The sequence below is a fragment of the Mycobacterium paraterrae genome (genome assembly GCF_022430545.2).
GTDB classification, from domain to species: domain Bacteria; phylum Actinomycetota; class Actinomycetes; order Mycobacteriales; family Mycobacteriaceae; genus Mycobacterium; species Mycobacterium paraterrae.
This window is the reverse complement of record NZ_CP092488.2, coordinates 988,483-1,003,071: the sequence shown is the minus strand read 5'-3', so window position 1 is coordinate 1,003,071 and position 14,589 is coordinate 988,483. Positions and strand designations below refer to the sequence as shown.

General features: G+C 65.2%; 12 protein-coding genes. 9 read left to right on the top strand and 3 right to left on the bottom strand.

Going from position 1 to position 14,589, the window contains the following annotated elements; translation table 11 throughout:
- From MKK62_RS04665 to MKK62_RS04625, 9 genes are all read left to right on the top strand, one after another.
- Complete coding sequence (locus MKK62_RS04665) at positions 1-1,710, top strand: bifunctional 3-(3-hydroxy-phenyl)propionate/3-hydroxycinnamic acid hydroxylase (protein WP_240262141.1); 1,710 nt, start codon at positions 1-3, stop codon at positions 1,708-1,710.
- Complete coding sequence (locus tag MKK62_RS04660) at positions 1,658-2,575, top strand: 3-carboxyethylcatechol 2,3-dioxygenase (protein WP_240262142.1); 918 nt, start codon at positions 1,658-1,660, stop codon at positions 2,573-2,575. Before MKK62_RS04665 ends, MKK62_RS04660 begins: the two co-directional genes overlap by 53 nt.
- 62 nt (positions 2,576-2,637) lie before the next feature.
- Positions 2,638-4,296, top strand: a complete 1,659-nt coding sequence (locus MKK62_RS04655; RefSeq protein ID WP_260060492.1) for an FAD-binding protein — start codon at positions 2,638-2,640, stop codon at positions 4,294-4,296.
- A complete protein-coding gene (locus tag MKK62_RS04650) occupies positions 4,293-5,597 on the top strand; it encodes an LLM class flavin-dependent oxidoreductase (RefSeq protein ID WP_240262143.1) in 1,305 nt (434 codons plus the stop codon). The genes MKK62_RS04655 and MKK62_RS04650 overlap by 4 nt, the downstream gene beginning before the upstream one ends.
- A gap of 3 nt (positions 5,598-5,600) precedes the next feature.
- A complete protein-coding gene (locus tag MKK62_RS04645) occupies positions 5,601-6,431 on the top strand; it encodes a coniferyl-alcohol dehydrogenase (RefSeq protein ID WP_240262144.1) in 831 nt (276 codons plus the stop codon).
- Positions 6,419-7,408: a cyclase family protein gene (locus MKK62_RS04640; protein ID WP_240262145.1), complete on the top strand. Its 990-nt coding sequence runs from the start codon at positions 6,419-6,421 to the stop codon at positions 7,406-7,408. Before MKK62_RS04645 ends, MKK62_RS04640 begins: the two co-directional genes overlap by 13 nt.
- Complete coding sequence (locus MKK62_RS04635; protein WP_240262146.1) at positions 7,408-8,235, top strand: alpha/beta fold hydrolase; 828 nt, start codon at positions 7,408-7,410, stop codon at positions 8,233-8,235. The genes MKK62_RS04640 and MKK62_RS04635 overlap by 1 nt, the downstream gene beginning before the upstream one ends.
- Before the next feature lie 81 nt (positions 8,236-8,316).
- The gene (pstS, locus tag MKK62_RS04630; RefSeq protein WP_240263823.1) at positions 8,317-9,432 is read left to right on the top strand and encodes a phosphate ABC transporter substrate-binding protein PstS; all 1,116 of its coding nucleotides are present in this window, start codon (positions 8,317-8,319) and stop codon (positions 9,430-9,432) included.
- Positions 9,429-11,342, top strand: coding sequence for a serine/threonine-protein kinase PknD (locus MKK62_RS04625; RefSeq protein WP_240262147.1), 1,914 nt, complete (start codon positions 9,429-9,431; stop codon positions 11,340-11,342). Before pstS (MKK62_RS04630) ends, MKK62_RS04625 begins: the two co-directional genes overlap by 4 nt.
- Positions 11,343-11,364: 22 nt before the next feature.
- Here MKK62_RS04625 and pstA read toward each other — a convergent pair whose 3' ends face one another.
- The 3 genes from pstA to pstS (MKK62_RS04610) all read right to left on the bottom strand — a co-directional run bounded on the left by pstA (position 11,365) and on the right by pstS (MKK62_RS04610) (position 14,445).
- Positions 11,365-12,270: a phosphate ABC transporter permease PstA gene (gene pstA / locus MKK62_RS04620; protein ID WP_240262148.1), complete on the bottom strand. Its 906-nt coding sequence runs from the start codon at positions 12,268-12,270 to the stop codon at positions 11,365-11,367.
- 64 nt (positions 12,271-12,334) lie between these two features.
- Complete coding sequence (pstC, locus tag MKK62_RS04615) at positions 12,335-13,309, bottom strand: phosphate ABC transporter permease subunit PstC (protein WP_240262149.1); 975 nt, start codon at positions 13,307-13,309, stop codon at positions 12,335-12,337.
- A gap of 11 nt (positions 13,310-13,320) precedes the next feature.
- Positions 13,321-14,445, bottom strand: a complete 1,125-nt coding sequence (gene pstS / locus MKK62_RS04610; RefSeq protein WP_240262150.1) for a phosphate ABC transporter substrate-binding protein PstS — start codon at positions 14,443-14,445, stop codon at positions 13,321-13,323.
- Positions 14,446-14,589: the final 144 nt, after the last annotated feature.

The window sequence follows — 14,589 nt, the reverse complement described above, 5'->3', positions numbered from 1 at the left end:
GTGTCCGAGGGGTCACAGGTCCAGGACGCGGACGTCGACGTCGTCGTCGTCGGCGCCGGGCCAGTCGGCCTGACACTGGCCAATATCTTTGGCCTACAAGGTGTCAGCACCCTGGTGGTCGAAGAACGCGACACGCTGATCGACTATCCCCGCGGGGTAGGCCTCGACGACGAGTCGCTGCGCACCTTCCAGGCGCTCGGTCTGGTCGAGCATGTCCTGCCGCACACGGTACCTAACCAGATTCTGCGTTTCGTCGACGCTAGGCGTCGTGTCCTTGCCGAAATGGCGCCTCCCGATGCACGTTTCGGCTGGCCTAAGCGCAACGGCTTCGTCCAGCCGCTGGTCGACGCCGAGTTGCTGCGCGGCCTGAGCAGATTCGAGCACGTCGAGGTGCAGTGGGCGCGGACCATGGCCTCCTACACCGAGACGTCCGACGCGGTCACCGTGCTGCTCGACGGCGATGGCGGACCCACCAGCGTCCGTACCCAATACGTCGTCGGCTGTGACGGCGGTCGAAGCGCCACCCGGCGGCTGATGGGGGTGTCTTTCGACGGCACCACCTCGCCGACGCGGTGGCTGGTCGTCGACATCGCCAACGACCCGCTCGGGCACCCCAACAGCGAAGTCGGCGCCGACCCGGCCCGCCCTTACGCCTCGATCTCGATCGCGCACGGAATTCGCCGCTTCGAGTTCATGATTCACGCCGACGAGACCGACGAGCAGGCCGAGGACCCAGCCTTCCTCGCTCAGATGCTGTCGTCGATGGTGCCGCACCCCGACCGGGTCGACGTGATCCGTCACCGGCTCTACACCCACCACTCCCGGATTGCGGGGGCGTTCCGCAAGGGACGTGTGTTGCTGGCCGGCGACGCCGCGCACCTGATGCCGGTGTGGCAGGGGCAGGGCTACAACAGCGGCATCCGCGACGCGACCAACCTCGGCTGGAAGCTCGCCGCGGTGGTCAACGGCTATGCCGGGGATGCGTTGCTCGACACCTACGACGTCGAACGCCGCAAGCATGCCCGCGCGATGATCGACCTGTCGACCATGGTCGGCCGTGTCATCTCGCCGACCAACCGACGTGTCGCCGCGGCCCGTGACCTGCTGGTACGGTCGGCGTCAATTGTGCCGTCGCTCAAGCGATATGTCCTGGAGATGCGGTTCAAGCCGATGCCCCGCTACGAGCAGGGTGCCGTCGTGCATGCCGATCCACGACGGGCCGATTCGCCGGTGGGAACGCTGTTCGTGCAACCCAGGGTCGACACCCGGGAGCGCGAGAACGTCCTACTCGACGATGTATTGGGCAGCGGGTTCGCCGTCATCTGCTGGAACAACAACCCGCGAGAGATCCTCGGCGCCAAAGCATTCGCGGACTGGCAGGCGCTCGGTGCCAAGCTCGTCGCGGCCCGGCCGTTGACCCAACTGCATTGGGACGGTCACGACGACCCCGACGTGACGGTGGTCGGCGACCGGGCGGGCCAGCTCAAAGCCTGGTTCGACGGGCACCGGGAATCTGTCCTTTTCCTGCGTCCCGACCGTTGCATCGCGGGAGCCTGCATCGCCCAACTCGCGCCCGAATTGAGTGCTTCCCTTTTCGACGCCCTCACCTTGACGCCGAGAGGTGGTGATATCCGAAGTGCCAATCGCCCTGTGCTGCATGTCCCACAGTCCACTGCTCAATCTGCCCGGGCCGTCGCAGGACCTTCTTGATGACATCGACGGCGCGCTCACGCAGGCAAGGGAATTCGTCGCGGACTTCAACCCGGAACTTGTGGTCATCTTCGCCCCCGACCACTACAACGGCTTCTTCTATCGGACGATGCCGCCGTTCTGCATCGGCACCGAGGCCCAAGGAGTCGGCGACTACGGAACACACCAAGGACCGCTCGACGTGCCCGAAGCTACCGCGGTCGCCTGCGCGAAGGCCGTGCTGTCGGCCGGCGTCGACCTCGCCGTTTCGGCGGCCATGGATGTCGACCATGGAACGGTGCAACCGCTGGAAAAGCTGTTCGGCACCGCGACGGCCCGACCGATGATCCCGATCTTCATCAACTCGGTCGCTACCCCGCTGGGTCCGCTCCACCGCTGCCGCGCGCTGGGCACCGCGGTCGGCAGCTACCTGAATACGCTCGACCGACGGGTGCTGGTGATGGGATCCGGTGGGCTGTCCCATGATCCGCCGGTACCCACCTTGGCAACCGCTACGCCACAGGTCGTGGAGCGGATCGTGCACGGTCGGCCGATGACTCCCGAGCAGCGCGCGGCACGCCAGACTGCGGTGATGGAGGCGGCCAAGGACTTCACCGCCGGCAACAGCGCGCTGAAGAAGCTGAATCCCGGTTTCGACCAACGATTCCTGGAGATCGTCGACAGCGGGGACCTCGCCGAGCTGGACACGTGGTCGAACGCGTTCATCGCGGCCGAGGGCGGCAACTCGGCGCACGAAATCCGTACCTGGGTAGCAGCTTTCGCTGCGCTGGCGGCCGTCGGCGCGTACAAGACGGCTGTGCGCTATTACCGCCCGGTTCCCGAGTTGATTGCGGGCTTTGCGATCCGGACGGCGGTGTCGGCGTGACCAGCTCAGCGTCCTTCGACAGCACCGTCGACGTGCTGGTGATCGGCTCCGGCGGCGGGGGCATGACCGCAGCGCTGGCCGCCGACGCGTCGGGCCTGTCCACCCTGATCGTCGAGAAGTCCAGCCAATTCGGCGGATCCACCGCGCTGTCCGGCGGCGGCATCTGGGTACCGGGAGCGCCCGCGCAACGACGGGCCGGCTACACACCCGATCCCGACGAGGTCGTCGACTACCTGAGGCGCATCACCGACGGCCTGGTCAGCGACGCCCGAATCCGGCAGTACGTCGACGCGGCGCCGGAGATGATGGAGTTCCTCGAAAAGCTCAGTCCATGGCTGGAATTCGTCTGGAAGCCCGGGTACGCCGACTACTACCCGGAACTTCCCGGGGGGTCCGAACTCGGCAGCACCATCAACGTCCCGCCGATCGACCTGCGCGTACTGGGCGACGAAGAGCAGAATCTCCTCACGCCGCTGGCGTTGGCACCTCGTGGAATCAAGGAGCTTCGCTCGTTCTACCAGGTGCGGCAGTCCTGGGCGGGCAAGGGTGTGCTGGTGAAGCTGGTCTGGCGGATGGTCCGGGCCCGTGTCTTCGGTGACCGGATGGCCGCCATCGGCCAGTCACTGGCCGCACGGCTGCGTCTGGCGCTAAAGGACCGGGGCATCCCGCTGTGGCTGGACACACCGATGACGCAACTGCTCACCGACGACGGGTCGGTGGTGGGCGCCGTGGTTCTGAAAAACGGTCGACCGCAACGCATCGGCGCACGCCGCGGCGTGATCGTCGCGACCGGCGGATTCGACCACGACATGGCCTGGCGCAAAGAACACCAACCGACGCTCGACCAGGACTGGAGCTTCGGCAACCCCTCGGCCACCGGCGACGGCATCCGGGCGGGCCAGCAGATCGGGGCCGCCGCCGACATGCTGGACGAAGCCTGGTGGTTCCCGGCGATCCAGTGGCCGGACGGGCGAATGCAGTTCATGCTCAACGAGCGGATGATGCCGTCGCAGTTCATCGTCAACGGCGCCGGCAAACGGTTCATCAACGAGGCCGCCCCGTATATGGACTTCGGCCACGCGATGATCGAAGGCCAGAAATCGGGCGTCACCCACATCCCATGCTGGCTCATCACCGACCACCGATCCTTTTTGCGCTACGTGGTGGCTGGCCACCTGCCGATTCCGAAGATCCCGTTCGCACCGGTACCCACCGGCCGTAAAATCCCCAAGACTTGGCTGGAATCCGGCGTGGTCAAGGCGGCCGACACGTGGGACGAGCTGGCGGCCAAGATCAGCGTGCCGCCCGGTGAATTATGTCGCACCGCTACACGTTTCAACGAGCTGGCAGATAAGGGCCACGACGACGACTTCAACCGGGGCGACAGCGTTTACGACAACTACTACGGTGATCCCACGCTGCCCAACCCCAACCTCTATCCGCTGGGCAAGCCGCCGTACTACGCATTCCGGATGGTTCTCGGCGACCTGGGCACGTCGGGCGGTCTGCGCACCGACGAATACGCGCGCGTGCTGCGCGCCGACGACACCGTGGTCCGCGGGCTCTACGCCGTGGGCAACGCCTCGTCGGCGGTCATGGGCAGAAGCTACGCCGGAGCCGGCGCCACTATCGGACCCGCGATGACTTTCGGCTACGTCGCAGCCAAACACCTTGTCAGCCATAGCCAACAACAACCGAGTGTTCCGGGAGGTACCAGTTGAAGATCTCGCTGTTCTACGAATTCGCCCTGCCCCGACCGTGGTCGGATGACGACGAGCACCTGCTGCTCAAGGACGCCATGGACGAGGTCGAGGCGGCCGACAAGGCCGGCTTTTCCACCGTCTGGCTGACCGAGCACCACTTCCTCGAGGAGTACTGTCACTCCACCGCGCCGGAGATGTTCTTAGCCGGAGCGAGCCAGCGCACCAAAGACATTCGGCTTGGCTTCGGCATCATGCACCTGCCGCCGGCGGTCAACCACCCGGCGCGGGTCGCCGAGCGAATCGCGACCCTCGACCTGATCTCCGATGGCCGAGTGGAATTCGGCACCGGCGAATCATCGTCGATCGGTGAACTGGGCGGCTTCAACATCGACCCCGCCGACAAGCGCGCGCAGTGGGAAGAGGCGCTCGAGGTGTCCATCCGCTGCATGACCGAGGAGCCGTTCTCCGGGTTCTCCGGTGAGCACATCCAGATGCCGGCCCGCAACGTCGTGCCCAAGCCGCTGCAGAAACCGCATCCCCCGGTGTGGGTAGCCTGCACCCGACCGGCTTCGGTGCAGATGGCAGCCCAGAAATGCCTCGGCGCATTGAGTTTCGCCTACACGGGCCCGGGACCGTTGACCGAGCGGGTGAATGGTTACTACAAAGAACTCGAAGAGGTCGGTGTGCCGGTCACGCCCGCGATCAACCCGAACATCCTCGCGATCGGCGGTGACCTGTCGATGATGGTCGCCAAAACCGACGAGCAGGCGGTGCAGCGCCTCGGTATGGGCGGCGGCTTCTTCTCGTTCGGCATCATGCACTACTACATGACCGGGGTCCACACCCCAGGTCGGACCGGGGTCTGGCAACGTTATCTCGAAGAGTGCGAAAAGGATCCGACGCTGGCCTACGGTCCGGGACGTGGCGCGATCGGCTCGCCGGCCACCGTGCGCGAATTCCTCCGTGGCTACGAGGAAAGCGGTGTCGACGAGATCATCCTGCTGCTCAATCCGCGCAGCCACGAAGGCACGATGGAATCCATCGAGCTGATGGGCAAAGAAGTACTGCCCGAGTTCATCGAGCGCGATCAGAGAGCGGTCGCCGAGAAGGCCAAGCGGCTGGAGCCAGTCGTCGAGAAGATCGAGGCACGCCGGCCCGAGCCAACCACGCCCGCATTCGACGAGAGCTATTCCTTCGGTGGTCTGCCGACCGGCCGCGGCGGAAAGTTCACCGCGAGCGAGATTCCCGAAGCGATGGCCGAGATCAACGAGGGGCGCGTGCAGGCCGCACGCCGGCTCAAAGACGAGTCGAAGAAGTAGTCGTTGGGGCAGATCGACGAGCTGTGGCGCTACGACGGCCGGCGCGCGGTTGTCACCGGGTGTGCGTCCGGCATCGGCGCGCATGTAGCGCGCCAGCTCACCGAATTGGGCGCGCACGTCGTCGGGCTGGACAAGCAACTGCCAACGGCTGACGTCGCGGAGTTCCACGCGACAGATCTCACCGACCCGTCATCGATCGACCGCGCGGTGGAGTCAGTGGGCGGCCGGGTCGACGTGTTGTTCAACGTCGCCGGGGTATCGTCCGGTATCGGCGATCCGCTGCTGGTCGTCACGATCAACTTCCTCGGCCTGCGCCACATCACCGAGGCACTGGTGGAATCGATGCCCGTCGGCTCGTCGATCGTAAGCGTCTCGTCGCTCGCCGCGAGGGAATACCGTCGGAACCAGGATGTGACAGCAGGCCTACTGCGCACGCGCTCGATGCCCGACGGAATCGACTGGTGCACCAGCCATCCCGAGGCACTGGCCGACGGCGGCTATCGATTGTCCAAAGAAGCGATCATCCTCTACACCATGAGCAAGACGGCGGATCTCGGTGCCCGAGGCATCCGGATCAACTGCACCGGACCCGGGGTTACCGAAACCCCGATCCTCGACCAACTGCGCGCGGCCTACGGCCAGGACTACCTCGACGACATCCCCAAGCCGTTGGGCCGGGTATCGACCCCCGCCGAACAGGCTGCCGCGTTGGTGTTCCTGAATAGCCAGGCCGCCAGCTATATTTCGGGCCACATACTGTGGGTCGACGGCGGCAACATCGGCTCAGCAGTGGCACGTGAACTCGAGGAAGGGCAAGCAGTGTGGCCAGCCTGACCGATTTCCGCCGGGTGTCCGCCGAGGTGTCCAACTGGGGGCGTTGGGGTGACGACGACGAGCTCGGAACGCTGAACTTCATCACTCCGGAGAAGGTCGCAGAGGCGGCCGGTTTGGTCAAGCGCGGCAAGGTCTTTCCACTCGGCGTCGACTTCGGATCCTCAGGACCCCAGGGAGCATTCAAGTTTCGGCACAACCCGATTCACACCATGACCGTGGACGGTGGCGACGCGTATTCGCTACCGCGCTTCGGCCCGGAATGGGTCGGCAACCCTAGCGCCCAGGACATGGGGAATTACTTTCAAGACGACCTGTTCCGCTTCAACGACGACATGATCGTCATGCCGTTGCAGTGCGCCACCCAGTGGGATGCGCTGTCCCACGTCTACTACGAGGACAAGCTGTACAACGGCTTTCCCGCCGACTCGGTGACCAGCTTCGGCGCGCGGCACTGCGGCATCGACAAGGTCGACGGCAAGGGCATCACCTCACGCGGCGTCCTGCTCGACGTCGCGCGGCATCGCGGTGTGCCGACGTTCATCGAATTGGGAAATCCGATCACCACAGAGGAACTGGACGAGGTGGCCCGCGCGCAGCGCGTGACGATCGGACGCGGTGACATCGTCCTGGTCAGAACCGGTTGGTGGGCACGGTTTGTCGAGACCGGGAACGGCGGCGAACCCGGCTCGGGCCTGGACTGGCTGTGCGCATCCTGGTTGCACGACCACGATGTCGCCGCGGTGGCCGCCGATAACCTGATGGTCGAAGACCCGGTTTCGGGGGTGACGGGAACCTTCATGCCGATGCACATGCTGTGTCTTCGCGACATGGGATTGATGCTCGGTGAGTATTGGGATCTCAACGCGCTGGCCGCGGACTGCGCCGCGGACGGCGTCTACGAGTTCCAGCTCGTCGCGCCTCCCCTGAGGTTCACCGGCGCGGTCGGCTCGCCAGTTAACCCGATAGCGATCAAATAGTGGAGATCTACCGCAGGACAACCACGATCGATGGCTTGACCACGCAATACCTGGAGGCCGGCCACGGCGACCCGGTCGTCTTGCTCCACGGCGGCGAGTTCGGCGTCAGCGCCGAAATCGGTTGGGAAGCAACATTACCGGCGCTGGCCGAGCGCTACCGCGTGTTGGCGCCCGACATGCTCGGCTTCGGAGGCTCGGCCAAAGTCCTCGACTTCAACGACGGCCGTGGGATGCGGATCCGCCACATAGCCCGGTTCTGTGAACAACTCGGCATCGGCTCGGCGCACTTCGTTGGCAATTCGATGGGTGCGATCAACCTGCTCGTCGATGCCACCTCGGACCTCCCGCTGCTGCCGATGCGCAGCCTGGTGGCGATCTGCGGCGGTGGTGAGATCCAGCGCAACCAGCACATGCAAGCGCTCTACGACTACGACGCCAGCCTTCCCGCGATGCGCCTGATCGTCGAGGCGCTTTTCCTTGACCCCAAGTATCCGGCCGACGAGGACTATGTCCGGCGCCGGTATGAATCCAGCATCGCGCCCGGGGCCTGGGAGACGCTGGCTGCGGCCCGCTTCCGCCGGCCCGGTGCACCGCCGCCACCTAGTCCGTCGAGCACACGCGCGTACGAACGTGTCGCCGTCCCGGCCCTGATCGTCGAAGGGGCCGGGGACAAACTATTGCCGCCTGGATGGGCGAAGGAGATCGCCGATCAGCTGCCGCATGGACGGTCTGCGGTGATCGACGCCGCGGGCCACTGCCCGCAGATCGAGCAGCCAGAGGACTTGGCCTCGGTTGTCCTGCGCTTTTGGGCCGATATCCAGGGCTGATTGGTCGCACGCAAAGCCGGCACCAAGCTCGCATTCATCTTTCATTAAGCTCGGCGCGGTTTCCTGTTAACTGTGGACCCCCTGTCGAAGACCGTCCGATGTACCACGGTGCTGAGCCTGCTGGTCGTCGCGGCCCTGGTGCTGTCCGCGTGCGGCAGCAGCAACAGCACCTCGACCTCGGGTTCCGGGCCGGCGTCGATCCCCGTCAACTGCGGCGGCAAGAAGAAACTGCAGGCCAGCGGCTCGACCGCGCAGACCAATGCGATCGAGCAGTTCGTGTATGCCTACATTCGCGCCTGCCCCGGCTACACCCTGGACTACGACGCCAACGGCTCAGGTGCCGGTGTGCAGCAGTTCGTCAACAACGAGACCGATCTCGGCGGCTCCGACAAACCGCTCGACCCGGGCAAAGACGAGCCCGACAAGGCCCAGCGCCGCTGCGGTTCACCAGCATGGGACCTGCCCGCCGTGTTCGGCCCGATCGCGGTCACCTACAACCTCGACGGCGTGAGCACGCTGAACCTTGACGGTCCGACCACCGCGAAGATCTTCAACGGAACGATCACCATGTGGGACGACCCGGCCATCAAGGCGCTCAACGCCGACGCCAAGCTGCCGGCGACACCGATCAACGTGGTCTTCCGCGACGACAAATCAGGCACCACCTACAACTTTCAGAAGTATCTCGACGCCGCTTCCGACGGTGCCTGGGGCAAGGGCACCGACGAGACGTTCGACGGAGGCGTCGGTCAGGGCGCGACGGGCAACGAGGGCACGTCGGCGGCGCTGCGGTCGACCAACGGGTCGATCACCTATAACGAGTGGTCGTTCGCCGTCGGCCATCAGCTGAGCATGGCGCAGATCGTGACGTCGGCCGGTCCCAGTCCGGTGACCATCACCACCGACTCGGTCGCCAAGACCATCGCCGGTGCCAAGTTCGCCGGCCAGGGCAACGATCTGGTGGTCGACACCTCGTCGTTTTACAAGCCGTCACAGGCCGGCGCCTACCCGATCGTGCTCGCGACCTACGAGATCGTGTGTTCGAAATATCCCGACGCGGCGACCGGCGCGGCGGTCAAGGCGTTCATGCAAGCCACAATCGGGGCCGGCCAGGACGGGCTAGACCAATACGGTTACATCCCGATTCCCAGCTCTTTCCAGTCGAAATTGTCCGCGGCGGTGAACGGAATCTCATGACAAGCACCGGTTACACCCGCGTCGGATCCTGGTTCGGGCCGTATCGCCTCACCCGCCTGCTGGGACGCGGCGGCATGGGCGAGGTCTACGAAGCCGAGGACACCCGCAAGGGGCGGATCGTCGCGCTCAAGCTGATCTCGCCGCAGTTCTCCGACGACCCGCTGTTCCGGGCCAGGATGCAACGCGAGGCCGGCGCCGCGGGCCGATTGACCGAACCGCATGTGGTGCCGATCCACGACTACGGCGAAATCAATGACCAGCTGTACTTGGATATGCGGCTGATCGATGGATCCAGCCTTGCCGCGGTGCTGAAGCGGACCGGACCGATGAGCCCACCCCGAGCGGTGGCGATTGTGCGCCAGGTCGCCTCCGCGCTCGACGCCGCGCACGCCAACGGCATCTTGCACCGTGACGTGAAACCCGAGAACATCTTGCTCACCGGTGACGACTTCGTGTACCTGGTGGACTTCGGGATTGCCCGCGCCGCAACCGATCCCGGGCTCACCCAGGCCGGGATGGCGATGGGGACCTACAACTACATGGCCCCGGAGCGGTTCAGCGGCAACGAGGTCACCTATCAGTCCGACATCTACTCGCTGGCCTGTGTGCTCGGCGAATGCCTCACCGGCACGCCGCCGTATCGCGCCGACAGCATCGAACGACTGGTCCACGCGCATTTGCTGGAGCCCGCCCCACGGCCCAGCCAACTGCGGCCCGGCCGGGTGCCGGCGGCGCTGGATGAGGTGGTGGCCAAGGGCATGGCCAAGAAGCCCGAGGACCGCTACCGCAGCGCCGGCGAGCTCGCCAGCGCCGCTCTGCATGCGCTGACCGCACCCGAGCAGCACCAGTCCGAGAGCATGCTGCAGCACACCGAGGATGCGGCCAATGCGCACACCATGATTCGTCCGGCGGTCAGCCGTGGCGGTTCGGCGCCACCCGTCGGCTCCGGTGGCTGGAGCTATCGTCCATCGCCGAATGCGGTCGCGGCGTCCAGCTCGCATCCCGATTTCAGTGCCCCGTCTCCGCGGCGACGCGATCGACGCAAGCTCTGGCTGATCCTTGGTGCTGTCGCGGTTCTCGTCGTCGCGGTGTTCGGCTATGTGGTGCGCCCACACAATGGAACGCCCGGCCAGTCCTGCGGACAGAACGTCCTGCCGTTCAACGGCCTCAACTTCAGGCTGTCGCCCGGCGGGGTCGCGGTCGACTCCGCGGGCGCGGTGTACGTCACCAATCAAGGCATGTACGGCCGCGTAGTGAAGCTCGCCCCGGGCTCGGAGACCCCGACCGTGCTGCCGTTCACCGGGCTCTATCAGCCGCAGGCGGTGGCCGTCGACTCGGCGGGAACGGTGTATGTCACCGACTTCAACCACCGGGTCGTCTCGATGGCCGCTGGCTCGAACAACCAGACCCAGTTGCCGTTCAGCGGCCTCAGCTACCCCGAAGGCGTGGCGGTGGACAGCGCCGGAAGCGTGTACGTCGCCGATCGCGGTAACGACCGAGTGGTGAAATTGCCGGCCGGCACCAACACCCCCACGGTCCTGCCGTTCACTGGCCTGAACAACCCCGACGGTGTCGCGGTAGACCAACGCGGCAACGTCTATGTCACCGATTCCGACAACAACCGGGTCCTGCGGTTGGCGGCCGGAGCAGAAGAGCAAACGGTGTTGCCGTTCACCGGACTCAGCGTGCCATGGGGGGTCGTCGTGGACCCTGTCGGAAACGTCTACGTCAGCGAGCACGACAACAACAGGGTGCTCAAGCTGCCCCCGGATTCCAGCGCTCCCACCGCGTTGCCTTTGGACGGCCTCAACACTCCGCTGCAGTTGGCGCTGGATAAGGACAACAATGTCTACGTCGCCGATCGCGGTAACGACCGGGTGGCCGAGCTCCGGGTAGCCGGCTGCTCCTGACTCGGCACAATTGCCGGGCGACTCAGCGGCGGCGCCACTCGATCAGCCGATTGGCCACTGCGGCAACCAGATACACCACTGCCACGACGATGATCAACGTCAGCGCCGCACCCCACACCCTGAGGAAGCCGGCGCGTTCGGGATTGTTGAGCTCGGAATAGATCAGCAGCGGAAGCGAGGCCATGTTGCCGTTGAAGATGTCGAAGTTGATCGATCGGCTGTAGCCGACCAGTACCAGCACCGGCGCCGTTTCGCCCATCACCCGGGCAATGGCGAGCAGGATGCCGGTGATCATGCCCGGCAGCGCGATCGGGACGACGATCCGCATGATCGTCTTCCATTTCGGAATTCCCAACGCGTAGCTCGCTTCTCGGAGATCCTGCGGCACCAGTCGGAGCATCTCCTCGGTGGATCGCACCACGACCGGCAACATCAGCAAGACCAGGGCGAGCGATACCGCGAAGGCGCTCTGCGGAAATCCGATGGTGGCGATCCACAGACTGAAGATGAACAGCGCCGCCACGATCGAAGGCAGCCCGGCCAGCACGTCGACCATGAAGGTGGTGAATCGGGCCAGCCGTCCGGACCCGTATTCCGCCAGGTACACCGCGGTCATGAAGCCCAGCGGTATGGCGATGAGCGCCGCAACCGCGGCCTGAATCACCGTGCCGTACAAGGCGTGATAGACGCCGCCGGCGAAATGTTCGGGAAGCACACCGCGCAGTGAGTGGCTCCACCAACCTGGTTGCACGATGGCGTAGGAGCCGCGCTGAATCACGATCCACAGCACCCACACCAGTGGCACCAACGCGATCGCGAACGACAGCGCGAAAAACGCCGCGGCGATGTTGTTTTTGATTCGCCGACCGAGGCTGATCGGATGAACCGAGATGGCTTTGATGGGGCGGTCGATGGCGGGGGTGTTCATATGCGCCGCTCTTCGTCCTTGGCGCCGCTCATGCGGCGCCGGTTCGGGTCGCCGGCGCGGGTGCTCATGCCTTGACCGCCCGCCCGACGATCGCGCGGGCCGCGGCGTTGACGATGAAGGTCAGCACGAACAGCACGAAGCCCGCCGCGATGTAGGCGCCGGTGGGCAGCGGATCGCTGAATTCGCTTGCCGCGGACGCGATCTTGGATGCGAAGGTGTAGCCGCCGTCGAACAGCGACCAATGGCCCGCGGAGGCGGACGCTCGCAGGATGATCAGCACCGCGACCGTCTCGCCCAGTGCTCGTCCCAGGCCGAGCATGGAGGCCGCGACTGCGCCTTTGCGGCCGTAGGGCAGCACGGCCATCCGTACCACCTCCCACTTCGTCGCGCCCAGCGCCTGCGCGGCTTCGGTGTGGCTGCTCGGGGTCTGCCGGAACACCTCCCGCGACACCGAGGTGATGATCGGCAGAACCATCACCGCCAGCACGACGCCCGCAGTGAAGATGTTGCCGCCCCCGGCCAGCGACACGTCACCGGCTTTGAACAGAAAAATCCAGCCGAGGCTGTGGTTGAGCAGCGTCTCGACCGGCGCGAGTTGTGGCGCCAGAACGAAAATTCCCCAGAGCCCGAACACAATTGACGGCACCGCGGCCAACAGGTCGACGATTGCGCTGAAGGGCCGAGCCAATCGCGGCGGTGCGTACTGCGTCAGGAACACCGCGATCCCGATCGCGATCGGCACTGCCAGCGCCATCGCCCACAACGAACTCAGCAGCGTCACCATGAACAGGTCGCGGATGCCGAATGCGAGGTTGGCGCCGCTGGTGGTGGTGAACTGCGCGCTGGTGAAGAAGTTGGCGTGATTGGCGAGCAGTGACGGGATCGCCTGCACCAGAAGGAATATGGCGATCAGCCCGATCACGATGGTGATCGTGGAAGCGGCTAGGGCAGCGGCCGACTTGAAGAGTCGGTCGCCCACCCGCGCCGGTTTGTCAGTTGTTTCGCCGGCCCGCAGCGCGGGCACTGTCGCGGTCGGCATCGAGGTGATGATCAGGAGATGGCGTTGACCGCCGTCGACAACCTGGACTTGAACGCATCCGGGATGGGGATGTACCCGTTGTCCGCCAGCCCGCTCTGCCCTGGTCCGATGGTGGCTTGCAGGAATGCCTTGACGGCCGTGCCGACACCGGCATCTGAATACTTCGAGCAGACGACCTCATAGGTCGCCAGCACGATCGGGTAGGCGCCCGCCTGCGTCGGCTTGTAGAACGACAGGGTATCGAGGACGAGGTCGTTGCCCTGGCCCTTGATCTTGGCGCCGGCGATGGTCTTGCCGACCGAGTCGGCGGTGATGGCGACCGGATCGGATCCCGCGGAGGTGACGATCTTGGCCTGGTTCAACTTCTGCGCTTGCGCAAACGACCACTCGTTGTAGGTGATCGACCCCGGGGTGTTCTTGATGGCCGCCGAGGTGCCGTCGTTGCCTTTGGCCCCTTCGCCGACACCGCCGTTGAACGACTTGCCGTGGCCCTTGCCCCACGCGCCGTCGGAGGCGCCGTCGAGGTATTGCTGGAAGTTGTCCGTCGTCCCGGATTGGTCGCTGCGGAACACGACATGGATTGGCAGGTCAGGCAGCGCAGTTCCGGCGTTGAGCGCCGCGATCGCCGGGTCGTTCCAGGTCTTGATCGTACCGTTGAAGATCTTTGCCGTGGTGGGCCCGTCGAGGTTCAGCGACGTCACGCCATTGACGTTGTAGGTGACCGCAATGGGTCCGAACACCGTCGGCAGATCCCAGGCCGGCGAACCGCAGCGCTGCTGCGCTTTCGCGTGCTCGTCGTCGCTCAATGCGACATCTGAGCCGCCGAAATCGGTTTGATTGCCGACGAATTCGTTGATCCCGGCACCCGATCCGTTGGCGGTGTAATTCAAGGTCTGTCCCGAGCACGCCTGTTCGAAGGCGTTGACGAAGCGGGCCATCGCGTTGGCCTGCGCGGTCGACCCACTGGCTTTCAGGGCCTTCTTGCCGCCGCAATGCACGTCCGCCGACGAGGCCGCTGAGGCGGATGTTCCCCCGCCTTGGTTGCCGGACTCATTGTTGTTGCTGCCACACGCGGACAGCATGAGCGCGCCGGTGGCCAGCATGCCCATCGCGGCGCCGAATCGGTTCAGTCTCAAATCAGTTCCTTTGAACGGTCGGGCTGATGGCTATCTTTACTGCGCCATTGGGCCAGGACGGGCCACGCGGGATCCCGACAAACGGAAGCGTTGCTGCTCTTGGCCAACACTGTGAGGACTCAAAGTAAACAAACCGTCTCACCA